The sequence below is a fragment of the Microbacterium sp. TW_SC_2 genome, assembly GCF_055361165.1.
The window spans coordinates 36,545-60,372 of record NZ_CM143952.1 but is presented as its reverse complement, the minus strand read 5'-3'; the positions used below and the strand labels follow the sequence as shown (position 1 = coordinate 60,372).

22 protein-coding genes and 1 tRNA gene are annotated in these 23,828 nt (G+C 70.6%); 16 read left to right on the top strand and 7 right to left on the bottom strand.

The genetic code is table 11. The features are described from left to right. The first annotated feature begins 56 nt into the window (after positions 1-56). The 4 genes from manD to ACWA14_RS00290 all read left to right on the top strand — a co-directional run bounded on the left by manD (position 57) and on the right by ACWA14_RS00290 (position 3,886). Positions 57-1,283: a D-mannonate dehydratase ManD gene (manD, locus tag ACWA14_RS00305; RefSeq protein WP_463795449.1), complete on the top strand. Its 1,227-nt coding sequence runs from the start codon at positions 57-59 to the stop codon at positions 1,281-1,283. Further along, positions 1,273-1,917 carry a bifunctional 4-hydroxy-2-oxoglutarate aldolase/2-dehydro-3-deoxy-phosphogluconate aldolase gene (locus ACWA14_RS00300; RefSeq protein WP_463795448.1) on the top strand — a complete coding sequence of 215 codons (645 nt, stop codon included), beginning with the start codon at positions 1,273-1,275 and terminating at the stop codon, positions 1,915-1,917. Before manD ends, ACWA14_RS00300 begins: the two co-directional genes overlap by 11 nt. After that, positions 1,914-2,867, top strand: a complete 954-nt coding sequence (locus ACWA14_RS00295) for a sugar kinase (RefSeq protein WP_463795447.1) — start codon at positions 1,914-1,916, stop codon at positions 2,865-2,867. Before ACWA14_RS00300 ends, ACWA14_RS00295 begins: the two co-directional genes overlap by 4 nt. A gap of 134 nt (positions 2,868-3,001) precedes the next feature. Then, positions 3,002-3,886, top strand: a complete 885-nt coding sequence (locus ACWA14_RS00290) for an aldo/keto reductase (RefSeq protein ID WP_463795446.1) — start codon at positions 3,002-3,004, stop codon at positions 3,884-3,886. A gap of 26 nt (positions 3,887-3,912) precedes the next feature. Here ACWA14_RS00290 and ACWA14_RS00285 read toward each other — a convergent pair whose 3' ends face one another. Both ACWA14_RS00285 and ACWA14_RS00280 read right to left on the bottom strand, forming a co-directional pair. After that, entirely contained in the window at positions 3,913-4,605 is a 693-nt protein-coding gene (locus tag ACWA14_RS00285) for an ABC transporter ATP-binding protein (RefSeq protein ID WP_463795445.1), read from the bottom strand. Further along, positions 4,602-5,672 carry an FtsX-like permease family protein gene (locus ACWA14_RS00280; RefSeq protein ID WP_463795444.1) on the bottom strand — a complete coding sequence of 357 codons (1,071 nt, stop codon included), beginning with the start codon at positions 5,670-5,672 and terminating at the stop codon, positions 4,602-4,604. The genes ACWA14_RS00285 and ACWA14_RS00280 overlap by 4 nt, the downstream gene beginning before the upstream one ends. A gap of 165 nt (positions 5,673-5,837) precedes the next feature. On the opposite strand from ACWA14_RS00280, the gene ACWA14_RS00275 reads away from it, so the two are divergent. The 5 genes from ACWA14_RS00275 to ACWA14_RS00255 all read left to right on the top strand — a co-directional run bounded on the left by ACWA14_RS00275 (position 5,838) and on the right by ACWA14_RS00255 (position 12,416). Next, positions 5,838-7,022, top strand: a complete 1,185-nt coding sequence (locus tag ACWA14_RS00275; protein ID WP_463795443.1) for a sensor histidine kinase — start codon at positions 5,838-5,840, stop codon at positions 7,020-7,022. Further along, entirely contained in the window at positions 7,019-7,645 is a 627-nt protein-coding gene (locus tag ACWA14_RS00270) for a response regulator (protein WP_463795442.1), read from the top strand. Before ACWA14_RS00275 ends, ACWA14_RS00270 begins: the two co-directional genes overlap by 4 nt. Positions 7,646-7,768: 123 nt before the next feature. Then, positions 7,769-9,007 (top strand): DUF2254 domain-containing protein, encoded by a 1,239-nt coding sequence (locus tag ACWA14_RS00265; protein ID WP_463795441.1) that lies wholly within the window; start codon positions 7,769-7,771, stop codon positions 9,005-9,007. Positions 9,008-9,041: 34 nt separating this feature from the next. Continuing rightward, the gene (locus ACWA14_RS00260) at positions 9,042-9,794 is read left to right on the top strand and encodes a Pr6Pr family membrane protein (RefSeq protein ID WP_463795440.1); all 753 of its coding nucleotides are present in this window, start codon (positions 9,042-9,044) and stop codon (positions 9,792-9,794) included. Positions 9,795-9,857: 63 nt separating this feature from the next. Beyond that, the gene (locus tag ACWA14_RS00255; RefSeq protein ID WP_463795439.1) at positions 9,858-12,416 is read left to right on the top strand and encodes an excinuclease ABC subunit UvrA; all 2,559 of its coding nucleotides are present in this window, start codon (positions 9,858-9,860) and stop codon (positions 12,414-12,416) included. 44 nt (positions 12,417-12,460) lie between these two features. Here ACWA14_RS00255 and ACWA14_RS00250 read toward each other — a convergent pair whose 3' ends face one another. Next, positions 12,461-13,000, bottom strand: coding sequence for a hypothetical protein (locus ACWA14_RS00250; protein ID WP_463795438.1), 540 nt, complete (start codon positions 12,998-13,000; stop codon positions 12,461-12,463). 129 nt (positions 13,001-13,129) lie between these two features. On the opposite strand from ACWA14_RS00250, the gene ACWA14_RS00245 reads away from it, so the two are divergent. After that, positions 13,130-13,726, top strand: coding sequence for a hypothetical protein (locus ACWA14_RS00245; RefSeq protein ID WP_463795437.1), 597 nt, complete (start codon positions 13,130-13,132; stop codon positions 13,724-13,726). Between the two features lie 20 nt (positions 13,727-13,746). Here the strand turns inward: ACWA14_RS00245 and ACWA14_RS00240 are convergent, their stop codons facing one another. From ACWA14_RS00240 to ACWA14_RS00225, 4 genes are all read right to left on the bottom strand, one after another. After that, a complete protein-coding gene (locus ACWA14_RS00240; protein ID WP_463795436.1) occupies positions 13,747-14,901 on the bottom strand; it encodes a calcium:cation antiporter in 1,155 nt (384 codons plus the stop codon). 196 nt (positions 14,902-15,097) lie between these two features. Then, positions 15,098-15,565 (bottom strand): heme-degrading domain-containing protein, encoded by a 468-nt coding sequence (locus ACWA14_RS00235; protein ID WP_463795435.1) that lies wholly within the window; start codon positions 15,563-15,565, stop codon positions 15,098-15,100. A 39-nt stretch (positions 15,566-15,604) separates the two neighbouring features. Beyond that, on the bottom strand, positions 15,605-16,336 hold the full coding sequence (locus tag ACWA14_RS00230) for an alpha/beta hydrolase (protein WP_463795434.1): 732 nt from the start codon (positions 16,334-16,336) through the stop codon (positions 15,605-15,607). A gap of 87 nt (positions 16,337-16,423) precedes the next feature. After that, positions 16,424-16,506 (bottom strand) — tRNA-Leu (locus ACWA14_RS00225). A 144-nt stretch (positions 16,507-16,650) separates the two neighbouring features. Between ACWA14_RS00225 and ACWA14_RS00220 the strand changes: the two genes are divergently transcribed. From ACWA14_RS00220 to ACWA14_RS00195, 6 genes are read left to right on the top strand one after another with little or no spacing between them, the layout of a single operon-like run. Then, entirely contained in the window at positions 16,651-17,367 is a 717-nt protein-coding gene (locus ACWA14_RS00220; protein ID WP_463795433.1) for an FhaA domain-containing protein, read from the top strand. Then, entirely contained in the window at positions 17,364-17,894 is a 531-nt protein-coding gene (locus ACWA14_RS00215) for an FHA domain-containing protein FhaB/FipA (RefSeq protein WP_463795432.1), read from the top strand. Before ACWA14_RS00220 ends, ACWA14_RS00215 begins: the two co-directional genes overlap by 4 nt. 7 nt (positions 17,895-17,901) lie before the next feature. Beyond that, positions 17,902-19,233, top strand: coding sequence for a PP2C family protein-serine/threonine phosphatase (locus tag ACWA14_RS00210; protein ID WP_463795431.1), 1,332 nt, complete (start codon positions 17,902-17,904; stop codon positions 19,231-19,233). Further along, positions 19,230-20,615, top strand: coding sequence for an FtsW/RodA/SpoVE family cell cycle protein (locus ACWA14_RS00205; RefSeq protein WP_463795430.1), 1,386 nt, complete (start codon positions 19,230-19,232; stop codon positions 20,613-20,615). Before ACWA14_RS00210 ends, ACWA14_RS00205 begins: the two co-directional genes overlap by 4 nt. Continuing rightward, positions 20,612-22,066, top strand: coding sequence for a peptidoglycan D,D-transpeptidase FtsI family protein (locus ACWA14_RS00200; RefSeq protein ID WP_463795429.1), 1,455 nt, complete (start codon positions 20,612-20,614; stop codon positions 22,064-22,066). The genes ACWA14_RS00205 and ACWA14_RS00200 overlap by 4 nt, the downstream gene beginning before the upstream one ends. After that, entirely contained in the window at positions 22,063-23,814 is a 1,752-nt protein-coding gene (locus tag ACWA14_RS00195; RefSeq protein WP_463795428.1) for a protein kinase domain-containing protein, read from the top strand. The genes ACWA14_RS00200 and ACWA14_RS00195 overlap by 4 nt, the downstream gene beginning before the upstream one ends. The last annotated feature ends 14 nt before the right edge of the window (positions 23,815-23,828 follow it).

Below are 23,828 nucleotides of genomic sequence, written 5' to 3'. Positions count from 1 at the left end.
GGGGTGCGGCTGCCCGAACAGCCGCACCCCACCCCCACCTCCTGAGGAACCCCGCCATGACCATCGAGCTCGCCGACGTCATCATCACCAGCCCCGGCCGCAACTTCGTGACGCTGAAGATCACGACCTCCGACGGCATCACGGGCCTGGGAGACGCCACCCTCAACGGCCGCGAACTCGCGGTCGCGTCCTATCTCGCCGACCACGTCGCCTCGATGCTGATCGGTCGCGACGAGGACCGCATCGAGGACACGTGGCAGTACCTCTACCGCGGGCCCTACTGGCGCCGCGGACCGGTGACGATGGCCGCGATCGCCGCGGTCGACATGGCGCTGTGGGACATCAAGGCCAAGAAGGCCGGGATGCCGCTGTACCAGCTGCTCGGCGGCGCCAGCCGCGAGGGCGTGCGGGTCTACGCCCACGCGTCGGGCACCGACTACGCCGCGCTCTCCAACGCGATCACGGGATACCAGGAGCTCGGCTTCACGGCCGTGCGCGTGCAGACCGGGGTCCCCGGCCTCGGCCAGATCTACGGCGTCTCGGCCGCCGGGCCCGGCGTGCGCTACGACTACGAGCCCGCCAAGCGCTCGGGCGACCGCCCCAGCGAGGAGACCTGGGACACCCGCAACTACCTGAACCACATGCCCGGGGTGTTCTCGCAGATCCGCGAGGAATTCGGCACCGACCTGCGGATCCTGCACGACGGCCACCACCGCATGTCGCCGATCGAGGCCGCCCGGTTCGCGAAGGACATCGAGCCCTACGACCTGTTCTGGCTCGAGGACTGCACGCCGGGAGAAGACCAGTCGGCCCTGCGGCTGGTGCGCCAGCACTCGACGACGCCGCTCGCGATCGGCGAGGTGTTCAACTCGGTGCACGACTACCAGACGCTCATCACCGAGCGACTGATCGACTACGTACGCTCGGCCGTGACCCACACCGGAGGCATCACGGCGATGAAGAAGCTGCTCGACTTCGCCGCGATCTACGGCATCAAGTCCGGCATCCACGGGCCGACCGACATCTCCCCGGTCGGCATGGCCGCCGCGCTGCATCTCGACCTCGCGATCCACAACTTCGGCATCCAGGAGTACATGCCCCACAACGAGCAGACGCTCGAGGTGTTCCAGACCTCGTTCACGTTCGATCGGGGATTCCTGCACCCGGGTGATGAGCCCGGCCTCGGCGTCGCGCTCGACGAGGAGGCCGCGGCCGGACACGAGTACACCAAGGCGTACCTGCCGGTGAACCGTCTGCTCGACGGGACCGTGCATGACTGGTGAGACGCGTCGGATCGCCCTGCCCGCGCGCACGGTCGCGTCGCGACTCGTCGTGGTCGCCCGTGCGCCGCGCGCCGAGGACTACGACGCCGTGCTCGACGTGCTGATCGACGCCGGCATCCGCAGCATCGAGCTGACCCTCACCACGCCCGGCACCTTCGACCGGCTGCCGCACCTGCGCGCGCAGTACGGTGATGTCGCCGATCTCGGTGTGGGCACCGTGACGAACTCCTCCGATCTCGCCCACGCGGTCGACGCGGGAGCGAGCTACCTCGTGACGCCCATCACCTCGGCCGCGTTCGTGCAGCAGGCGACGGATGCCGGTGTGCCGATCATCCCCGGTGGTCTGACCCCGACCGAGCTGTTCGCGTCGTGGTCGGCCGGGGCGTCGGCGGTCAAGATCTTCCCCGCGGGACAGGTCGGCCCCGGCTACCTGAAGGACCTGCGCGGACCTTTCCCGGAGCTGGTCGCCGTGCCCTCGGGCGGCGTCGACCTCGCCGGGGCCGCGGCCTGGCTGGCCGCGGGTGCTGTCGCCGTGAGCGTGGGCGGGCCGTTGCTCGGCGATGCGTTCTCCGGCGGCGACCGGACGGCGCTGCGCGACCGGGCCCAGGCGTTCGTCGAGGTCTGCGCCCGATGACGGCTCCCTCCGTCGTCACGTTCGGCGAGACCATGGCGCTCGTGCGCACGACCGAGCTCGGCTCTCTGCGGCATGCCCACGGCCTCGCGCTCGGGATCGGCGGTGCGGAGAGCAACGTCGCGATCGGTCTGGCGCGACTCGGGGTCGCGGCGTCGTGGCTCGGCCGGGTCGGCGACGATTCGCTGGGCGAACGGGTGACGCGCGAGATCCGGGCCGAAGGCGTCGACGTGCGCGCCGTGGTGGACGCGGATGCGGCGACCGGGCTCATGGTGAAGGAGCGGCCGTCGGCCGCATCCACGGCGGTGCACTACTACCGCGGCGGGTCGGCCGGGTCTCGGGTCGCCGGCATGGATCTGCCCGATCGCTGGATCGAGGAGGCGTCGCTGCTGCACCTCACCGGGATCACTCCGCTGCTGTCGCCGACGGCCCGTTCCGCGGTGCTCGCCGGCGTCGCTCGGGCACGATCCGCGGGGGTTCCGGTGAGCTTCGACATCAACTACCGTTCGGCGCTGGCACCGGCATCCGACGCGGGCCCGGTTCTGCGCGAGATCGCCGAGCAGGCCGACATCGTGTTCGGCGGGGACGACGAGTTCGCGATCCTGTACCCGGACTCCTCGGCCGAGGAGGCGGCGGCGATCCTGCACGATGCCGGCGTCACGACGGTCGTGCGGAAGCAGGGCCCCGCCGGGGCGACCGCGGTCACGCGGGATGCCGTGGCCGCGGCATCCGGGTTCGTGGTCGACGTGGTCGACACGGTCGGCGCCGGAGACGCGTTCGTCGCCGGATACCTGAGCGCACGGCTGGAAGGGCTCGACGTCGACGCGACGCTGCACCGTGCGAACGCGTGCGGGGCGATCGCGTGCCTCACGCCCGGCGACTGGGAGGCCGCCCCGACGCGCCGCGACCTCGCCCGGTTCCTCGCCGGGGATGCGGACCCCGTGCGGCGCTGAGCGCCGACCGGTGCATCCGTTCCCGTGCAAGGGCATCCGCCTGGCAACCGACTCGTCGGTCGCTCATCTTGGCGCGCCCTCTCCGTCGTGTCCACCCCCTCTCGCACCCGATGGGCCGCGCCTAGGCTCGGCCCATGCACACACGCACAATCGGCAACCAGACCGTCGGCCGCGTCGAGGTCGGAGCGATCGGGCTCGGCCTGATGACCTTCGACCAGACCGGCCACCAGCCCCGCGAGCAGCTGCTCGACACGGTCCGCGCCGCGCTCGACGCCGGCGTCACGCTCTTCGACACCGCCGACGCGTACGGGCCAGGCACGGAGCTGGGCGCGGACGCGCAGGGCGAGAACGAGAAGCTCATCGCCTCGATCCTCGACGAGCTGGGCGTGCGCGACCGCGTGTTCCTGGCCACCAAGGGCGGCGCACTCCGCACCGACGGCGGCGGCTGGGACATCGACGGACGCCCCGAGCACCTGCACCGGGCGGTCGACGCCAGCCTGTCCCGGCTCGGGGTCGAGCAGATCTCCCTGTGGCAGCACCACCGCCCCGACCCGAAGGTCGATTTCGCGGAGACCATCGGCGCGCTGTCCGAGATCGCCGCCGGCGGGAAGGTGCGGATGATCGGGCTGTCGAACGTCGACCCCGACCAGATCCGGGCGGCGCACGAGGCTCTGGGCGACAGCCTGGTCAGCGTGCAGAACCAGTTCAGCCCGAAGTTCCGCAGCAGCCGCCCCGAGATCGACGTCTGCGCCGAGCTGGGTCTGGCCTTCCTGCCGTGGAGTCCGCTCGGAGGACTGTCGGACGCCAAGGAGCTGGCCGCCCACCACCCGGCCTTCCAGCAGGTGGCCGACGCCCGAGGCGTGAGCGCGCAGCAGGTGGCACTCGCCTGGGAGCTGGCACAGTCCCCCGTGGTCATCCCGATTCCGGGGGCCAAGCGCCCGCAGTCGATCCGCGACTCCGCAGCGGCCGCCGACCTCGTCCTCACCCCGGAGGAGCGGGCCGCGCTCGATCAGGACTGATCCCCGGCGGGAGACCGGTCACGGCCTCACACCGCGACGGGAGCCTCCGCGAAGCGGCCGTCGACCAGGTGGACCACACCGTGCATGCGCGGCAGGTGCACGAGGTCGTGCGTCACGAGCAGCGTCGCGGTGTTCAGCTCATCCGTCAGGCGCAGGATGAGATCGATGATGCTCGCGCCGCGTTCCTGATCCAGGGCACTGGTCGGCTCGTCGACGAGCAGCACGCGGGGATCGTTCATGAGCGCCCGCGCGATGTTGACGCGTTGCCGCTGACCGCCCGAGAGCTGGTGCGGTCGCTTGTCACCGTGGTCGGCGAGTCCGACCGCCTCCAGCAGCTCGTCCGCCCGGGTCGCGGCGTGGGTCCGCCGACCGCGGCTATGGCGGGCGCCGAGCTCGTTCATCACCTGGAGCTGCTCCCGGGCGGTGAGCGCCGGGATCAGATTCGACTGCTGGAACACGATTCCCACGGTGCGGCGGCGCAAATCGGTCGCCTCGCGGGCGGTCAACCCGGTCGCGTCGACGTCGTCGATCAGCACCTGACCGGCATCCGGGCGGATGAGGGTCGCGGCGACCGCCAGGAGACTCGACTTGCCGGAGCCGCTGGGGCCGGTGATGCCGGTGACGGTGCCGGGGTGCGCGGTGAGCGAGACATCGTCGACGGCGGTGACGCGGGTGTCGCCGTCGGGGAAGGTCAGGGTGATGTCGTTCAGGCGGATCATCGGTTGCTCCCGAGTGCGGTGAGGGGGTCGGCGGAGGTGACGGAACGAAGAGCGAAGGCGGCCCCGGCGAGGCCGAGGACGATCATGATCACGCCGGGCACGATCGTCGTGAGGGGACTGAGCAGGAACGGCAGGGCGCCTCCGGCGAGCGTGCCGAGCCCGGCGACGACCCCCAGACCGAGGCCGATTCCGACGAGCAGCACGATCAGGGCCTGTCCGAGGGCGTCACGGACGAGGGAGGGCGTGCTGGCACCGAGCGCCTTGAGCACCGCGATGTCACCCTTGCGCTGCATGGTCCAGACCGTGAAGAACGCTCCGATCACGAGCCCCGAGATGCCGAACAGCATCGCCACCATGAGCAGCAGCGAGCCGATCTCGGAGCGGAACGCGCTCAGGGCCATGAGGGATGTGAGCGGGGATTCGGACACCGTCGTGGCGGCGGCGTCGGCGGCATCCCAGTCCGGGCTCCCGGTGACCGCGAGGACGGTCGCGTGGGCATCGGGGCTGCCGGTGGCGGCGGAGTACGCCTGCCAGTCGTGCAGGGTCATCTGCACCACCGGGGTGTGGCTGTACCAGCCGTCGCCTCCGACGGTCTCGACGGTATAGGCGGTGCCGGCGATCGTGACGTCATCGCCCGTCTCCACGCCGAGCGCCTCCGCGGCCGGGTCGGACAGCCCGAGGCGCCCGTCGGCCGTGGGCGTGGTGGCGTCGAACCCCGGCTGGACGCCGAACAGGGCGATCGCCGCGCGGGTGTCGCCGGCCTCACCACGGGTCTGGCTGATCCCGACGGGCTGCGCCGCGGTGACCCCGTCGGTCGCCGCCCACTGCGCCGCCTGGTCCTCGGTGACGGCGGAGTCGGCGAAACTCGCTCCGGATTCGCCGGCCGCCGGGGCGGAGAAGACGATCCGGTCGGCGGGGAGCCCGAGCACGGCCGAGATGTTCTGGGTGGCGAGACCGCCGGTCAGCCCGCTGAGGAAGCCGACCAGGACGGTGATGAGGGCGACGACGGAGCCGATCAGGATGAACCGGCCTCGGGCGAAGCGGAGATCGCGGAGCGCGACGAACATGGTGAGTGCCTTTCCTGCCGCCGGATGCGGCGACCGTTCCACTCTCGTCTCACACGTCCGCGGCGTCATCGGCCGGCCGGATGCCGTGTCGCGACCGGGATGACGACGCACCGATCCTCCTTTCGGACGATGACGCCCCGGCGAGCGCGGCGTAGTGTTCAGCTCATGGCGCACCGTGCATCGACCCCCGTCTTCGTGGGTCTGCGCACCGGTCTGCACGTGCTGTTCTTCGCCCTCACGGGAGTGGTCATCGCGCGCGCGATCCTCGCCCCGACCGAGGCCAGCAGTGCGGCGATCGTGCTCGCGGTGGTCCTCGCGGCGACCTATGCGCTCGGCCCCGCGCTGACGCGGGGCGCTCGGGCGCAGACCCCGTTGCGCTTCGTCTGGCTGGCCGCGCTGACCGTCGAGTGGGCGGTGCTCCTGTGGCTGATCCCGGATGCCGCCTACCTGGTGTTCCCTCTGTTCTTCCTCTTCCTCCACCTCCTCGGACGACGCTGGGGGACGGTGGCGATCCTGGCGGCGACGTCCGCGGCGATCTGCGCCCTGGGATTCCACGGCGGATGGACCGTGGGCGGAGTGGTCGGTCCCCTCGTCGGCGCCGGTGTCGCGCTGCTGATCGGGCTCGGCTACCAGGCGCTCGCCCGCGAAGCCGCACAGCGGGAGGCCCTCGTGCGAGAACTCCTCCACACGCAGAGCCAGCTCGCCGCGACCGAGCACGAATCGGGGGTCCTCGCCGAGCGTGCCCGCCTCGCCCGCGAGATCCACGACACCCTCGCGCAGGGGCTCTCCAGCATCCAGATGCTGCTCCATGCGGCCGAGCGGGCCGATCTCGGAAGACCGGGCATCGAACACATCCGGCTCGCGCGCGAGACCGCCGCCGCGAACCTCGTCGAGGCGCGCCGCTTCATCCGCGAGCTCACCCCGCCCCAACTCGACGACCAGACGCTCGGCGGCGCACTCCGTCGGCTCGCGGGCACCCAGTGGGCCCGCCAGGGGCTCGACGTGCAGGTGCGGGTGTCCGACACGCTCACCCTCCCGATGCATCTGCAGACCGCGCTGCTGCGCATCGCCCAGGGCGCGATCGCGAACGTCATCCAGCACGCCGGGGCCACCACCGCGACCATCGCGATCGCGATCGAGGCGGACCGGCTGCACTTCACCGTCGCGGATGACGGCCGCGGGTTCGATCCGCAGGACTCCGCGAAGGATGCCGCGGAGAAGTCCGATTCGTTCGGTCTGCAGGCCACGGCGGAGCGCGTGGAACAGCTCGGCGGAACGCTCACGATCGACTCCCCGCCCGGACAGGGGACGACCCTCGCCGTCGATCTCCGACTGACGGAGCCCGCATGATCCGACTCGTGATCGCCGACGATCATCCCATCGTGCGCGCGGGGCTCACCGCGCTGTTCAGCCTGGAGCCGGACCTCGAGATCGTCGCGGAGGCGAGCACCCCGGCGCAGGCCGTCGCCCTCGCCGAGGAGCTGAATCCGGACGTCGTACTGATGGATCTGCAGTTCGGTGCCGCCGAAGCCGTCTCCGGTGCCGACGCCACGCGGCGCATCCGGGCGCTCGATGCCGCCCCCTATGTGCTCGTGCTCACGAACTACGACTCGGATGCCGACATCCTCAGCGCGGTCGAGGCCGGGGCCAGCGGCTACCTGCTGAAGGATGCCCCGCCCCACGAGCTGATCGCCGCGGTCCGCGCCGCCGCCGCGGGCGAGAGCGCCCTCGCCCCCGTCATCGCCTCCCGGCTCCTCGACCGTCTGCGTGCCCCGCAGATCAGCCTGAGCGGACGCGAGATCGAGGTGCTCGAGCTGGTCGCGGCGGGGAGGTCGAACACCGAGGTCGCCGACGCGCTGTTCATCAGCGAGACGACCGTGAAGTCGCACCTCGCGCACATCTTCTCCAAGCTCGACGTGAGCTCCCGCACCGCGGCCGTCTCCGCCGCCCGCCGACGCGGCATCCTCCGGTAGGACGGCGCGCCCCGCCGGTGGCGAGGCCCTCGCACCGCCCTCCGTGTCCGTGAGGTCCGCGGTGATCGCTAGAGTCGGGAGGCCGGGGCGTGCCGTGAGGCGGCCCCGCGAGAGGGGGTTCGGGTGAAGAGCGACATCGTGGGGTTCCTGCGCCGACTGGCGAAGCGGGTGTGGGCGCGCGCGGCGCTCGTCACCCTGATCTCGATCGCCTTCGTCCTCGCGGCGGGGTGGGTGAGCAGCCTGATCCCGTTCCGATTCGTGATCGACCTGGGCCAGGACTCGGTCGGCTCCATCCTGCAGATCATCGCCAGTTCGATGCTCGCCGTGACGACCTTCTCGATCACGGCGATGGTCACCGCGTACTCCTCCGCCACCACCACCGCCACGCCGCGGGCCACGCAGCTGCTGGTGGAGGATCCGACATCGCAGAATGCGCTGTCGACCTTCGTGGGCGGCTTCACGTTCTCGCTCGTGGGCATCATCGCGCTGTCCACCGGGTACTACGGCGAGCAGGGCCGCACGATCCTGTTCCTGGGCACGCTGGCGATGGTGGCGGTGCTCGTCGTGACGCTGCTGCGGTGGATCGCGCACCTCTCGACGTTCGGACGCATGGCCGACATCATCGATCGCGTCGAAGCGGCGGCGTCGACGACGTTGTGCGCGTACGCGGCCGCCCCGTCTCTGGGCGCCCGCGCCGCGACCGAGGCGTCCGCGCTCACGGGAGAGCCCATCCGCTCGCGGGAATCGGGCTACGTGACCTTCGTCGACGTCGCCGCTCTCGAACGGATCGCGGGCGAGCGCGAGATCCACGTCGCGGCCCTCGCCGGCCGATTCACCGACACGGTCGCACCGCTCGCCCTCGTGCGCGGCGGCGCGGCCGTCGACGATGCGACGCGTGAGGCGATCGTGGGCGCCTTCCGCGTCGAGCCGCACCGCACCTACGAGCAGGATCCCCGACTCGGGGTGATCGCCCTCGCCGAGATCGGGAGCCGCGCCCTGTCGCCGGCGACGAATGATCCCGGTACGGCGATCGAGATCCTCGGCTCCCTGCAGCGGGTCCTGTCCCAGGCCCTGCGTACCGAGCCGGAGCGGGAGGTGCGCTATCCGCACGTCTGGATCAGGCCCGTCGCGCTCGACGATCTCGTCGTCGACGCCTTCCGCCCGATCGCCCGCGACGCCGCGGGAGCCGTCGAGGTGCAGATCCGCCTGCAGAAGTGTCTCGCCTCGCTGGCCGGCGCGGCCCCCGAGCGTTCGGGCGTGTTCCGGAAAGCGGCCGAGCAGGCCCAGCGCCGTGCCCTTCGAGAACTCCCCGAAGAGGATGCCGCCCACCTGACCCGCGTGCACGACGGGCTCTGGGCATGAGGGCGGAGTGCCGAGCGATGAGGACACCGGCTCGATGACGCGAATCGCCGCACCTCACGACGATCGCGCGCACGCGCCGCGCCCGTTGCTCGCCCACGCGGCGGTGAACGCCCGCCCCGCGGCGCTGATCTTCCGGGTGCTCGCGGCCGCCCTGATCCTGACCGGCATCCTCCGCAACGCCGGGGTGGTGGCCGGATCGCCCGACGCCTCGACCCTGTTGTTCTACACGATGATCAGCAACATCCTCTGCCTCGCCTGGATGCTGCTCCTCGTCCTCCGCACCGCCCGTGATCTGCGGGGACTCGGCGCTCGCGGCACCTCCACGCCGAGTCCGCGAGGGAGCGGGACGGTGATGATGGCGATCACCGTGACCATGCTCATCTACCTGGTCGTCCTGGTGCCGACGCGGTTCCGCCAGGGGGACACCGATGTGTTCTCCCTCACCGACAATCTCATCCACATCGTCACGCCCTGCCTGGTGATCGCCGACTGGCTGCTCTTCGTCCCGAAGGGCACGTTCCGCGCGGTCGATCCGCTCCTGTGGACCCTGATCCCCTACGCCTACCTGGTCTTCGCCTTCGGGTACGGGGCGCTGGGCGGCGAGTTCACGCCGGGCCACACGTATCCGTATCCGTTCATGAACGTCGACGCGCTCGGGGTGAGCGGCGTCGCGCTGTGGATCGTCGCCCTGTCCGCCGCCCTCGTGGCGGTCGGGTACGTCTTCGTCCTCGTCGACCGGCTGCTCGGCGCTGTGGGAGATCGGGCCGACCGGCGGCGAGCACAGTAGTCGCCGGCCCTCGGGCCCGCCACCCCGGGCGGACGATCAGCGCTCGCCCCGTACACTCGTCCGATGCCCGAGAATCCGAGCGACCCGACCGACAGCTTCGTGCGCGTCCGCGGCGCCAACGAGAACAACCTCCGCAACGTCGATGTCGATGTGCCCCGCGACCGGATCGTCGCGTTCACCGGGGTCTCCGGATCGGGCAAGTCGTCTCTCGCGTTCGGCACCATCTTCACCGAGGCCCAGCGCCGGTACCTCGAGTCGGTCGCCCCGTACGCGCGACGGCTGATCCAGCAGGGGCACGACCCGCACGTCGACTCCATCTCGGGCCTGCCACCGGCCGTGGCGCTCCAGCAGCGTCGCGGCGCGCCCAGCTCGCGATCGAGCGTCGGCACCGTCACCACCCTGTCGAACTCCCTCCGGATGCTGTTCTCCCGCGCCGGGACCTTCCCCGAGGGCTTCACCACGCGACTGGATTCCGATGCGTTCTCGCCGAACACCGCGGCCGGCGCGTGCCCGCAGTGCCACGGCATCGGGGTCTCGCACGAGGTCACGGAGGACTCGCTCGTCCCCGACCCCTCGCTCAGCATCCGCGACGGGGCGATCGCGGCGTGGCCGGGTGCCTGGCAGGCGAAGAATCTGCGCGACATCACGATCGCACTCGGCTACGACGTGGATCGCCCCTGGCGCGAGCTCCCGCAGGCCGACCGCGACTGGATCCTCTTCACCGACGACCAGCCCGTCGTGCAGATCACGCCGCAGCGAGACCGCGTGGCCAAGCCGTACAACGGCATGTTCTGGAGCGCGAAGAAGTACGTCTTCCACACGCTCGCCGACTCGAAGAGCGCGATGATGCGCGCCAAGGTGCTGCAGTTCGTGCGCTCCGGCCCGTGCCCGCTCTGCCACGGCACCGGGCTGCGGCGGGAGGCCCTGGCGGTGACGTTCGCCGGCCGGACGATCGCCGAGCTCAACGCGCTCCCGATGACCGAGCTCGCCGACGTCATCCGCCCCACCACGCAGCTCACCGACGCCGCACCCGCCCTGCCGACCACGCTCTCCGGCGAGCGCACCGACGTCGCCGTCGCCCTCACGACGGATCTGCTGGCGCGCATCACGGTGCTCACGGACCTCGGCCTCGGCTACCTGGGGCTCGGCCGCGTCACCACGACGCTGTCTCCCGGAGAGATGCAGCGGCTGCGCCTGGCGACCCAGCTGCGGTCCGGTCTCTTCGGCGTCATCTACGTTCTCGACGAGCCTTCCGCCGGACTGCATCCCGCCGACGCGGAGCCGCTGCTCGAGGTCCTGGAGCAGCTCAAGCGTTCCGGCAACTCGGTGTTCGTGGTGGAGCACAACATGGACGTCGTGCGGCACGCCGACTGGATCGTCGATGTGGGGCCGGGCGCGGGTGAAAGCGGCGGCGACGTGCTCTACAGCGGAGCGGTGGAGGGTCTCGCGGACGTCGAGGCCTCGGTCACGCGTCCGTTCCTGTTCCCCGAGAGCGTCACATCCACGGCGGAGCGCCGCGGCATCCGACCTCCGACCGGGTGGCTGAACGTCGAGGGCATCACGCTGCACAACCTCGACGACGTCGACGCGGCCGTTCCGCTGGGCTGCTTCGTCGCCGTCACGGGAGTCTCGGGCTCGGGCAAGTCCACGCTGGTGAGCCGGGTGCTCCGCGAGGTCGTGCATGCGCATCTGCATTCCGACGGTGATGCGGGCTCCGACGATCCCGAAGACGACGCGTCGGATGCGGCGGGCGAGGATGCCGGGCCCGCCGAGGCGACGGTTCCCGACGCCCGAGCCGACGTCCTGACCTTCCGGCGCGCGACGGGGCTGGAGCAGATCGACCGGCTCGTGCGCGTGGATCAGAAGCCGATCGGCCGCACGCCGCGGTCGAACCTCGCCACCTACACGGGGCTGTTCGACGCGGTCCGCGCCGCCTTCGCGAAGACCGACCTCGCCCGCGAGCGCGGGTACTCCGCGGGCCGCTTCTCGTTCAACGTCGCCGGCGGGCGCTGCGAGACCTGCCTGGGCGAGGGGTTCGTGTCGGTGGAGCTGTTGTTCCTTCCGGGCAGCTACGGGCGGTGCCCCGCCTGCCATGGCGCGCGCTACAACGCCGAGACGCTCGACGTGACGTACGACGGCAAGACGATCGCCGACGTCCTCGCCCTCACGGTCGAGCAGGCGGCCGAGTTCCTCACCTCCGTGCCGGCGGCGGTGCGCAGTCTCCAGGCCCTGCTCGACGTCGGCCTCGGGTACCTGCGTCTCGGTCAGCCCGCCACGGAACTGTCCGGAGGCGAGGCGCAGCGCATCAAGCTGGCGACCGAGCTGCAGAGGGCGCGCCGCGGGCACACGCTCTACCTGCTCGACGAGCCGACCACGGGCCTGCACCCCGCCGATGTGCGGCGGCTCCTCGCCCAGCTGCATGCCCTCGTCGACGCCGGCGACACGGTCGTGGTGGTCGAACACGAGATGGACGTCGTCGCGGCCGCGGACTGGGTCATCGACCTCGGGCCGTCGGGAGGAGACGCCGGCGGTCGCATCGTCGCCGCCGGCACCCCCGACGACATCGCCAAGGATGCCGCGAGCCGCACCGCGCCGTATCTGGCCGCGCGTCTGTCCCGCTGACCCGGGGCGGATGCCGCCTCGCTTGTGGAGCTGCTCCGCCGCGGTCAGCTCGCCCGAAGAAGCGAGAAAGCGAAGATGCTCGGTGCCCCTTCGAGATCGAACAGCACCTCGACTCCGGTGCGCGTGGTGGTCACGTCGAACGCGATGGTCTCGTTCAGGCACGCCACGGGCTCCGAGACGGTCTCCCCGTCGGCCTCCCCGGCGGTGACCGTGATCTGCCCCTCGCCGCGGCAGGCGATCTGGGCCCGATAGGAGCCGGGTTCGAGCGACTGGTAGGTGTTCCTCTCGTGCGCCGAGGTGTTCTCGCTCAGCCACCCGGAGAGGCTGAAGGCCCACTCCGGGGTGTCGGAGTTCGGTACGGCGGTGTCCGCCCACGACGCGATGTCCTCCGCGGGAACGGGGAGCATGGCCTCATCCGCCTCCGCGGCGGCCCCGGGGGTCGCGGTCGGCGAGGCGGGGGCGCTCGAGGCCGACGGAGAGGGGGTGGCGGTGCCCTCGGAATCGGCGGGTTCGCCGCTGCATCCGGCGAGGAGAATGCCCGCCGCCAGGAGGACTCCGGCTGTCATCACTCTGTGGGTACGCATGGCTCCACGCTACGTGCCGGGCGCCGGGAGGACCACCGTGCGGCCCGATCGGGGCCGCTGCTACGCTGATGCCGCGCCGGACCGTCCGGTACGAATGCCCTCGGGCGCTCTGTCCCAAGAAGGATGCCCGTGACCGACGAATCCGCGACCCGCGCCCCTCTCTCTCGCCGCACACTCCTGCGCGCCACGGCATGGTCCGTACCCGTGATCGCCGCCACCGTCGCCGCGCCCGCCCAGGCCGCCAGCCTGCCCGCGATCGACGCGACCGGAGTGGCACTCACGTTCACCGGACCCGAGTTCAGTTCGGAATTCCGGCTGAGCGGCCAGGTCGCGCTTCCTTCTGCTCCCGCGACCGCCGTCCTCGTGTCGGCGACGATCACCTGGGAGGGCACGGGAGGCAACGCCGGCGCCGAGGGGTTGTACCTGTATCGCGGCAACATCGTCGGCGGTGACGCCGGCATCCTCGGTTGGAACCTCACGCAGGGCGCGGCGGATGATTCGCTGCACACGACCTTCGTCTTCCAGACCACCCTGCCCGCGGGGACGAGCCAGGCGACCACAGTCTCGAGCTATGACGGCAGCACGCTGTCCGGCTTCATGTACGGAGCCGAGACCCCGAACGGCGGGTCCGCGTTCTGGGACGGCATCGTCACGATCAGGTTCTCGGCGCCCGGCTACGGCGACGCCGTCCTGACCGTCCCCTACGTCCAGGCTCCCGTCGGCTGACGTCGGCTCCCCCCGCAGGGCTAGCTGAACAGAACGATCGCGTAGGCCGCGAACGCCGCCAGGTGCGCGGCACCGTGCATCGCGGTGACCCGCTGGGCGGCGAACGTCGTCACGGACAGCAGCAGGGTCACGCCCAGCAGGAGCAGGTTCGCGGGCGACTCCGCGAGGACCACGGTCTGGCCCGTGAACATCCCGATCAGCAGCACGGCCGGAATCGTCAGGCCGACCGTCGAGACCAGGGCTCCGTGGCAGAGGTTGTTGACCCGCTGCGCCTCACCCCCCAGAGCGGCGCGGACCGCCGTGATCGACTCGGGGAGGAACACGATCGCGGCGATGAGCACCCCGGCGAGCGCGGGCGGTGCGCCGAGGCGTCCGAGTCCGTCGTCGAGCAGGGCGGCCATGTCGTGCGACAGCAGCACGATGGGGATCACGGTGACCACGAGCAGGACGAGGCGGGTCACGACCTCCCTGCGGTGCGCGGCGAGGATCGCGCGGATGCCGGGAGACCGGGTCGCGGGCGCGTCGGCATCCGCTTTCCGCGGGGCGAGTCGCCGATCGACCTCGGTGAAGTCACCCGCCTGCGCGCCCATCTGCCGGAAGAGGAAGAACGCGTACAGCACGAGCGTCAGCACCACCACGGGAATCGCCTGCGCGAGCGTGAACGAGCCGTTCTCCCCGATCAGCGCGGGGAGCCCGAAGGCGAGAGCGATCAGGATCACGAGCATCGCGAGGTAGGCGGAGGTGCCGGTGCGGTTGTGCGCCATCCCCCGATGCCGGAGCCCGCCCAGCAGCAGGGCGAGTCCGATCACGAGGTTCAGGATGATCATGGCGACGGCCATCACGGAGTCACGGGCGATCGTCGCGTGCTCTCCCGGTCCGAGCATCACGGCGGAGATCAGGATGACCTCGATCAGCACGATCGACAGCGTGAGCACCAGGGAGCCGTAGGGATCGCCCAGGCGATGGGCGAGGGCTTCGGCCTGCTTCACGACGCCGAAGGCGCACACCAGGATCACGCCGATGATGACACCGAGGGCGATGATCAGGAGAGGAGCGGGCACCGGAGCCACGAGCAGGGGGTGGGCGAGCAGCAGCGCTCCGAATGCTCCCCATCCCAGGATGATCCGCACCAGGTCGGACCGCTCGATCAGGCTCTTCTGCTTCACGTGTGACATCGACGGACTCCTTCGGGGGCCGTCCCCCGCCTGAATTCGACGTCCGGGTCGTCCCGTCCGCAGCGTCACACCAGGATATCCGGCTCGCCCCGCTTGCCGACCGGCCCCTCTTCGTACGAGCGGCCCCCTTGTATGCGTTCACAGAGGGGCCGCTCGCGCACAAAGGGGCCGGTCGGCAAGGAGAGCGGCGCCGGAGCTACTCGCGCTGCAGCGCGGTCAGCGCCTGCACGACCAGCTCGTGATCCTCCGCCGAGGGCAGCCCGGACACCGTCGCGACGGCGACGACACCCACGCCGATCACACGCACCGGCACGGCTCCTCCGGCGACGGCGTACTCGGCGGCATCGAGCCAGCCCGGCTCGAACATGTCACGGCCACCGGCGGCGACGCGCGCCTCGAGGAGAGCCGTGCTCGTCTCGAAGCGCAGCGCGGTGGCCGCCTTCCGGCGCACCCACTCGTCGTTGTCGGCGGTCGCGCCGGGCATCGAGGCGTGGAAGAGGATCCCGGATGCCGTGCGCACATCGATCGCCACCGGATGCAGTTCCTCCAGCGCCCGCTCCGCGATGGCGCTGCCCAGACGCCAGGCGTCGCCTCGATCGAAGCGGGGCAGATCGAGGGCGAAGTGTTCGGCCTCCAGCCGGATCAGCCAGGCGTCAGCGCTCATCGTTCATCCCATCGTCGTGGTGGTCGGATGCCGGGGGCCTCACAGCACGTCCTCGATCGCCCCGAAGGTCCGGTCGGGATCCTCCAGGTGCATGTCGTGGTGGATGCCGGCGAGGCGGCGGATCTGCCAGCCCTCGCGTTCCAGGCCGGCGGCCATGTCATCCGGCAGCACCGCCGGGGACTCGTCGGAGAGGACGATGGTCGACGGGACCGCCGGGGGCGCCACGGCGACCGGATGGAACGCCACCTCGCGGAAGACGCCGGTCGCCATCCGCGCGTCGAACTGCTGCCGGCTGCGCGTCAGGAGTTCCCGGATACCCGGGTCGTACGCCGCTTGCTGCGCCGCACTGCGCCGCGCCTGCCGCAGCCCCATGATGCCGAGCGAGAGAGGAGGAATCGCCCAGAACACCCGGCCCTCGAAGCCGCTCGTGGGAAGCGCGAGCCCGAATCCGGGGTCGAGGTAGATCGCACGCTTCGGCTGAAGTCGGGCGACGGCGCGGACGAGGACCGCACCCCCGAGTGAGTGGCCGACGACGCTGTGCAGACCCACCGGGAGGGCCGCGGCGACGTCGTCCGCGAGATCGTCGAGTCCGTAGGAGGAGGCACGGTCGCTCTCGCCGTGCCCGCGAAGATCGACCGTGGTCACGGTGTATCGACCGCTGGCCAGCATCCTCTCGATCAGCGGCTGCCACGTCTGCCCCGACGCGCCGAGACCGTGGATCAGGCCGACGGAGAGGGTACCGGAACCGGTCGTGGTGGAGTGCAGGCGCATCTGCTCATTCTGCTCGGTTTCGACGAGCACGGCCACGGGGAACGAGAGAGAGCCGGACCCATTGGGTCCGGCTCTCTGATCTCGCTGTGCGCGAGGGGGGACTTGAACCCCCACGTCCATAAGGACACTGGCACCTGAAGCCAGCGCGTCTACCATTCCGCCACTCGCGCGAGTGTTTCGCTCCGAGGAACTCAACTTTTCGAGTTTATCACGCGTTTTCGGCCCCGCCGCACACCCGAAACCGGGGGTCGGCGGCGTTCCCCCAGGTCACCTGGCTACGATGGGCCTACCAGTCGGCATGCCAGAGGAGCCCCGTGGGACTACTTGACAGCTTCGAGAAAGGTCTCGAACGCGCAGTGAACAGCGCCTTCGCGAAGACCTTCCGCAGCGGCATCCAGCCCGTGGAGATCGCTTCGGCGCTGCGCCGTGAAGCCGATACGAAGGCCGCGGTCGTGAGCCGCGACCGCATCATCGCCCCCAACAACTTCGTCGTCCGGTTGAGCCCCGACGACGCCGAGCGCATGCGCGGACTCGGCAGCGCGCTCACCGATGAGCTGCACACCCTGCTCACGAAGCACTCCAAGGCGCAGGGCTACAGCTTCTCCGGGCCGCTGTCGATCTCGCTCGAGGCCGACGAGAAGGTCGCCACCGGCACCGTGCAGGTGAGCTCGGGTTCGGTCGAAGGCCGCGTCAGCTGGCAGGCCGTGGTGGATGTCGACGGCCGCCGCCACACCCTCACCCGCGCCCGCACCGTGATCGGCCGCGGCACGGATGCCGACATCACGATCGGGGATGCCGGTTCGAGCCGCAAGCACGCCGAGATCCTGTGGGACGGCGAGCGCGCGATGATGCGCGACATGGGCTCCACCAACGGCACCAAGGTCGACGGCCAGAAGCTCCGCGAGGCCGCCCTGCCCTCCGACACCACGATCACGATCGGTCGCACCGACCTGGTCTTCCGGATCGTCCCCGTCGCGACGCCGCCGCGGCCGACGGATGACTCGACCCGCGCGTTCGGAGCGATGCCGTGAGTGAACTCGTCCTTCTCCTGCTGCGCATCGGCTTCCTGCTGATCCTGTGGTTCTTCGTGTTCGGCGTCGTCTACTCCCTGCGGGCCGACCTGTTCGGCGTGAAGGTGCGCAAGCTGCCCGCCGAAGCCGCCGCCGGAGCCTCCGCCGGTGCGGGCTCCGCGACCGCAGCCCCCGCGGCCGCTCCCTCCCGCCCGGCATCCGCCAAGGCGTCGACGGGACCGGCGACGGTCGCCACCGCCAAGCGCCTGGTGATCACCTCGGGCCCCAAGGCCGGCCTCGACCTCCCCCTCACGGCGGATTCCCTCACGATCGGCCGTTCGAGCGAGTCGGCGCTGGTGATCCGCGACGACTACACCTCCAGCCACCACGCCCGTCTGATGCTGCGCGGCGACACCTGGGCGATCCAGGATCTCGACTCCACCAACGGCACCTTCGTCGCCGGCCAGCGCGTGACCGGTCCGCCGGTCGCCCTCGCCCTCGGCACGCCCATCAAGGTGGGCGCCACGACCTTCGAGCTGCGAGCCTGACCCCGGCATGGTCTTCGAGGGCTCGAGCGCCGCGATCTCCCACACCGGGAAGATCCGCTCCAACAACCAGGACTCCGGGTATTCCGGGGCGAACCTGTTCGCCGTCGCCGACGGCATGGGCGGTCATGCCGGCGGCGACGTCGCCTCCACCATCGCGATCGAGCGCCTCGAGCCGCTCGACCAGGGGTACGCGTCCACCGACGACGCGCAGGCCTCGCTGCAGGCCGCGGTCACCACGGCCGCCGGCGATCTGATCCGCGCCGCCAAGGAGCGCCCCGAGCTCGCCGGCCTCGGCACCACCGTCAGCGCGATCATCATGGTCGACGACTACGCGGTGATCGGCCACATCGGCGACTCGCGCATCTATCTCTTCCGCGACGATGCGCTCACGCAGATCACCGCTGACCACACGTTCGTGCAGCGCCTGGTCGACTCGGGCCGCATCACCCCGGAGGAAGCGCGGTACCACCCGCGGCGCTCGGTGCTGATGCGGGTGCTCAGCGACATGGACTCCGACCCGGAGCTCGACATGTTCGTCATGCCGACCCAGCCGGGCGATCGCTGGCTGCTGTGCTCCGACGGGCTCTCCGGCGTGGTGGACGAGATCCGCATCACGAAGGCGATGCGTCTGGGCCTGGCTCCGGGTCGCACGGCCGACAACCTGCTCAAGCAGGCGCTCGACGGCGGCGCCCCCGACAACGTGACGATCGTGCTGGTCGACGTGGGCGGGCAGCATCCGCTCTCCTCCGGCACCGCCACGATCGTCGGCGCGGCCTCGAACCCCTCCGGTCTGCTGGTGCCGTCCGCCCGCCCGCAGCGCTCCGGCTGGCTGCACCCGGTGCGCCAGGCCGCCAACGAGCCCAGCCACTTCGAACCGGCCGCCGAGTACCTCGAGGAGCTCATCGAGGAAGACCGCCGACGCGCCAAGCGCCGTCGGCTCGGCTGGATCGCCAGCATCCTGGTCGTCATCGCGATGCTCGCCTTCGCGGCCTTCGCGGCCTACAGCTGGACGCAGACGCGCTATTTCATCGGCGCCGACGACGACAGCGTGGTGATCTTCCAGGGCGTGCAGCAGAACATCGGCCCGATCACCCTGTCGACCTCGGTGCAGGACACCGACATCCTGCTGGCGAACCTCCCCGAATATCAGCGGGCGTCGGTCGAGCGCACCATCTCGGCGCGCTCGCTGTCGGATGCGATGGCCATCGTCGACCGCCTGCGTGCGGGAGCCGACGCGAACGCCGTGCCCACGCCCCTGCCGACGCCGCTCGCGACCGAGACGCCGATCCCGGTCGAGACGCCGACGCCGGCCGAGACCCCCGCGGGCGGTGAGGGATGAGCACCGACGTCTCCGCCGACACCAGCGTGATCACCGCGCTCAAGCGCCTCCGGATGCCGCAGACGCAGCGCAACCGCGAGTTCTGGCTGCTGCTGTTCGCCTGCGCCATCAGCGGCGCCTCCCTGTCGCTCGTACAGCTCGGCGCGCTCGGGCTGATCGATCCCGTGATCCTCGCGATCGGCGGCGGGCTCGCCGTGCTCGCCTTCGCCCTGCACATCGTGCTGCGGCTCGTGGCCTCGGACGCCGATCCCTTCGTGCTGCCCATCGCCACGCTGCTGAGCGGTCTCGGCATCTCGATGATCTACCGCATCGACATCGCGAAGAGCCTGACCGGGTGGGATGCCTATTCCACCAAGCAGCTCGCCTGGACCGCCCTCTCGCTGGCCGGCGCGATCGCGGTCGTCATCCTGCTGCGCAACTACCGTGTGCTGTTCCGCTACACGTACATCTTCGGTCTCCTCGGCATCGTGCTGCTGTTGCTGCCCTTCGTCCCGGGGCTGCGCATCGACGACGCGAACGCCGCGGTCTGGGTGTCACTCGGCGGCCTGTTCGCGTTCCAGCCGGGTGAGCTCGCGAAGATCAGTCTCGCGATCTTCTTCGCCGGCTACCTCGTGCGCACCCGCGAGAGCCTCACCTCGGTCGGCACCCGTTTCCTCGGCATGACCTGGCCGCGCATGCGCGAACTCGGCCCGGTGCTCGTGGTCTGGGTCATCTCGCTGGGCATCATCGTGCTGCAGCGCGACCTGGGCACCGGAACGCTGATCTTCGGCATGTTCGTCGCGATGCTGTACGTCGCGACCGGCAAGACCAGCTGGGTCGTGATCGGACTCACGCTCGTGGTCGCCGGTGTCGCCGTGGCGACGCAGATCCTCAGCTACGTGCGCGGCCGCTTCATCAACTGGCTGTTCCTGTTCGACCCCTCGCAGGTCGACCCCGACGGCGCGGGTTATCAGCCCATGCAGGGGCTCTTCGGCCTCGCGCACGGCGGTCTGATGGGAACCGGCTGGGGACAGGGCCGCCCCGAAGTGACCCCGCTCGCGCACAGCGACTACATCATCACCAGTCTCGGCGAGGAGATCGGCCTGATCGGCCTCTTCGCCATCCTGTGCCTTTACATGGTCTTCGTGAGCCGAGGCGTGCGCATCGGTCTCGCCGGTCAGGACGACTTCGGCAAGCTGCTCGCCACCGGGCTCTCGTTCACGATCGCCCTGCAGGTGTTCATCATGGTCGGCGGCGTCACCCGCGTGATCCCCCTCACCGGTCTGACGACGCCGTTCCTCGCCGCCGGCGGCTCGTCCCTGATCGCCAACTGGCTCATCGTGGCGCTGCTGCTGCGCATCTCCGACGGCGTCCGCCGCCAACCGAGGGTGGTGATCGGATGACCCGGGAACTGCGCCGACTGAGCGTCGTGATGCTCTTCATGTTCATCGCGCTGTTCGCTTCCGCGAGCTGGATCCAGGTCGTCGAGTCCGACGCCCTCGCCCAGAACAGCAACAACACCCGCACCCGTCTCGACAGCTACGAGATCCAGCGCGGCTCGATCATCGTCGACGGCGTGACCATCGCCACCTCGGTGCCGGCCGACGACCGCTTCCGGTTCCAGCGGGTGTACGAGGATGCGGCGATGTGGGCCCCGGTCACCGGCTACTTCAACGCGCCCCTCGATTCGCGCACCGGCATCGAGAAGGCCATGAACGCCGACCTCTCCGGCACAGGCTCCAACGCCTTCCTGGCCGAGATCGAGCGCATCATCTCGGGTCAGCCGCAGAGCGGCTTCAGCGTGGAGCTCTCGCTCGACTCCGCCGCGCAGCGCGCCGCGTACGAGGCGCTCGACGGCCTGAAGGGCGCGGTCCTGGCCATCGAGCCGAAGACCGGCCGCATCCTCGCGATGGTGTCGACGCCCGGCTTCGACACGAATCTGCTCGCGACGCACGATGCCGACGCCGCGAACTCGGTGTACGACCAGCTCGTCGCCGACCCCGCGAAGCCCCTGTCGAACCGCGCGATCGAGGGCGACCTGAACCCGCCCGGGTCGACCTTCAAGATCCTGGTCGCCGCCGCGGCCTTCGCCAGCGGCGACTTCACGCCCGACTCGGCGCTCCCGAACCCCGCGTCGTACACGCTGCCGGGGTCGTCCAACCGCGTCTCGAACGCCTCGGGCACCACCTGCGGCGCCGGCTCGACGGTCACGATCGCCGACGCCGTGCGGCTGAGCTGCAACATCCCGATGGCCGAGCTCGCCGTCGAGCTCGGCGACGACGCGATCCGCGAGATGGCGGAGAAGTTCGGCTTCAACCGGAGCTTCGAGACGCCGCTCGCCTCCACGCCCTCCAGCTACCCGCGTGCCCTCGACGACGCGCAGACCGCGCTCACCGGTTTCGGCCAGGGCCAGGTCACCGCGACGCCGCTGCAGATCGCCATGGTCGCCGCCGGGATCGCGAACGACGGCGTGGTCATGAACCCCCACATGGTGGATGCCGTGATCGGCGAGGACCTCTCCGTGATCCGTGCTTTCGAGAACAGCGAGTTCGGCCGCGCGATGGAGAAGGACGTGGCCGATGAGGTCACCTCGGCCATGGTGGCGAGCGTCTCAACGGGCGCCGCGCAGGGTGCAAGAATAGACGGGGTCGACGTGGCCGGGAAGACCGGTACCGCGGAGAACGGAAACAGGCCGCACACGTTGTGGTTCACCGGTTTCGCGCCGGCGGATGACCCCACGGTTGCAGTAGCAGTCGTCGTCGAAGACGGCGGCGGTCAGGGACAATCAGGATCCGGCGACACGATCGCCGCTCCGATTGCGAAGAAGGTCATTGAGGCGGTGCTAGGCAGATGAGGCCGACGCAGGGTGTGTCGTTCGGTGGTCGCTACGAGCTGCTGTCGCGTATTGCGATCGGCGGCATGGGCGAGGTGTGGGAGGCGACGGATCACGTCATCGGGCGTACCGTCGCGATCAAGATCCTCAAGGACGAATACATGGGGGACCCCGGGTTTCTCGAGCGATTCCGTGCGGAGGCGCGCCACGCGGCGCTCGTCAACCACGAGGGGATCGCCAGCGTCTTCGACTACGGCGAGGAGAACGGCAGCGCCTTCCTCGTCATGGAGCTCGTGCCGGGTGAGGCCCTGTCGACCGTGCTCGAGCGCGATGGCGCGCTGAGCGCCGACAAGACGCTCGACATCGTCGCCCAGACGGCATCCGCGCTGCAGGCCGCGCACGCCGCAGGGCTCGTCCACCGTGACATCAAGCCCGGGAACCTGCTCATCACGCCCGACGGGCGTGTGAAGATCACCGACTTCGGCATCGCCCGCATCGCCGACCAGGTGCCGCTGACGGCCACCGGTCAGGTCATGGGCACGGTGCAGTACCTGTCGCCGGAGCAGGCCTCCGGTCACCCGGCATCCCCGGCCACCGACACCTACTCGCTCGGCATCGTCGCGTACGAGTGCCTGGCGGGGAAGCGCCCGTTCACGGGCGAGTCGCAGGTCGCGATCGCGATGGCGCAGATCAACGAGCAGCCTCCGCCGCTGCCGCCGACCGTGCCGATCCCCGTGCAGAACCTGGTCATGGCGATGATCGCCAAGAAGCCGGCCGACCGGCCGTCCTCCTCCGCGACCGTCGCCCGCGCCGCGCAGGCGCTGCGCCGCGGTGACCTGAACTCCGCCGCGATCGCGGTTCCCGCGATCGCCACCGGAGGTGTCGTCGGCGACGACGACGCGACGCGCATCCTGACGGCCGGCACCGACAACGGGGCGACCCGCATCCTGCCGACCACCGCGCAGCTGCCGACGGATGCCGACGGCGACGCGGAGGAGAAGCAGAAGAAGAAGCGCAGCCCATGGACCTGGCCGCTGATCGCCCTCATCGCGCTGCTCGCGATCGCCATCGGCGGTGCCGTGTTCGCGCTGCTGAATCCCGGCGACGACCCCGCACCCGTGGAGACCACCACGCAGACCACTCCGCCGGTGGAGACGCCGACGGAGACGCCGACCCCCGAGCCCGAGCCGGTCGACGTGGACGCCCTCGGCCTGGTCGGCATGACCTGCGACGCCGCTCTCCAGGCCGCCCGTGACGCCGGACTCGTGCCGAACTGCGTCACCGGCGCGACCACCGCTCCCTCGGCAGACCTGGTCGGTGCGGTCGAGCGCGTCGAGCCGCGAGGCTCGGTCGACCCGGGCGCGGAGATCACGCTCACGCTCTACGCCGATCAGACCGCGGTGGGCAAGCCGCAGAACCCGCCGACGTTCGCGGGCCCGTTCGTCGAGGGCGGCCCGGCCACCGTGAACTGGACGGCCTTCACCTGCCCCTCGGGCACCGGCAGCCTGAGCGCCTACGAGGTCACGATCACGAACGCGACGTTCGCCGGCGGGAACACCGTGTCGAACTTCGATCCGAACACCCGCACGAGCCCGATCACGATCGATGCCGGCAAGGCCGGCCAGGTCGTCACGGCCACGTACCGGGCGTTCTGCGGTGAGCGTCCCTCCGAGATGTCGAATCAGGGTCAGTCCGAGGCGATCACCGCCGCCGACCCCGGCGACGGCGGCACCGACCCGGGCGACGGGGGCGACGGAGCGCAAGGGTAGCCTTAGTCCAGTGC

Excerpts from the sequence above, each read along its gene's own strand:
- manD (WP_463795449.1), top strand. The coding sequence starts at position 57 with ATGACCATCGAGCTCGCCGACGTCATCATCACCAGCCCCGGCCGCAAC.
- ACWA14_RS00300 (WP_463795448.1), top strand. The coding sequence starts at position 1,273 with ATGACTGGTGAGACGCGTCGGATCGCCCTGCCCGCGCGCACGGTCGCG.
- ACWA14_RS00295 (WP_463795447.1), top strand. The coding sequence starts at position 1,914 with ATGACGGCTCCCTCCGTCGTCACGTTCGGCGAGACCATGGCGCTCGTG.
- ACWA14_RS00290 (WP_463795446.1), top strand. The coding sequence starts at position 3,002 with ATGCACACACGCACAATCGGCAACCAGACCGTCGGCCGCGTCGAGGTC.
- ACWA14_RS00285 (WP_463795445.1), bottom strand. The coding sequence starts at position 4,605 with ATGATCCGCCTGAACGACATCACCCTGACCTTCCCCGACGGCGACACC.
- ACWA14_RS00280 (WP_463795444.1), bottom strand. The coding sequence starts at position 5,672 with ATGTTCGTCGCGCTCCGCGATCTCCGCTTCGCCCGAGGCCGGTTCATC.
- ACWA14_RS00275 (WP_463795443.1), top strand. The coding sequence starts at position 5,838 with ATGGCGCACCGTGCATCGACCCCCGTCTTCGTGGGTCTGCGCACCGGT.
- ACWA14_RS00270 (WP_463795442.1), top strand. The coding sequence starts at position 7,019 with ATGATCCGACTCGTGATCGCCGACGATCATCCCATCGTGCGCGCGGGG.
- ACWA14_RS00260 (WP_463795440.1), top strand. The coding sequence starts at position 9,042 with ATGACGCGAATCGCCGCACCTCACGACGATCGCGCGCACGCGCCGCGC.
- ACWA14_RS00255 (WP_463795439.1), top strand. The coding sequence starts at position 9,858 with ATGCCCGAGAATCCGAGCGACCCGACCGACAGCTTCGTGCGCGTCCGC.
- ACWA14_RS00250 (WP_463795438.1), bottom strand. The coding sequence starts at position 13,000 with ATGCGTACCCACAGAGTGATGACAGCCGGAGTCCTCCTGGCGGCGGGC.
- ACWA14_RS00240 (WP_463795436.1), bottom strand. The coding sequence starts at position 14,901 with ATGTCACACGTGAAGCAGAAGAGCCTGATCGAGCGGTCCGACCTGGTG.
- ACWA14_RS00235 (WP_463795435.1), bottom strand. The coding sequence starts at position 15,565 with ATGAGCGCTGACGCCTGGCTGATCCGGCTGGAGGCCGAACACTTCGCC.
- ACWA14_RS00230 (WP_463795434.1), bottom strand. The coding sequence starts at position 16,336 with ATGCGCCTGCACTCCACCACGACCGGTTCCGGTACCCTCTCCGTCGGC.
- ACWA14_RS00210 (WP_463795431.1), top strand. The coding sequence starts at position 17,902 with ATGGTCTTCGAGGGCTCGAGCGCCGCGATCTCCCACACCGGGAAGATC.
- ACWA14_RS00205 (WP_463795430.1), top strand. The coding sequence starts at position 19,230 with ATGAGCACCGACGTCTCCGCCGACACCAGCGTGATCACCGCGCTCAAG.
- ACWA14_RS00200 (WP_463795429.1), top strand. The coding sequence starts at position 20,612 with ATGACCCGGGAACTGCGCCGACTGAGCGTCGTGATGCTCTTCATGTTC.
- ACWA14_RS00195 (WP_463795428.1), top strand. The coding sequence starts at position 22,063 with ATGAGGCCGACGCAGGGTGTGTCGTTCGGTGGTCGCTACGAGCTGCTG.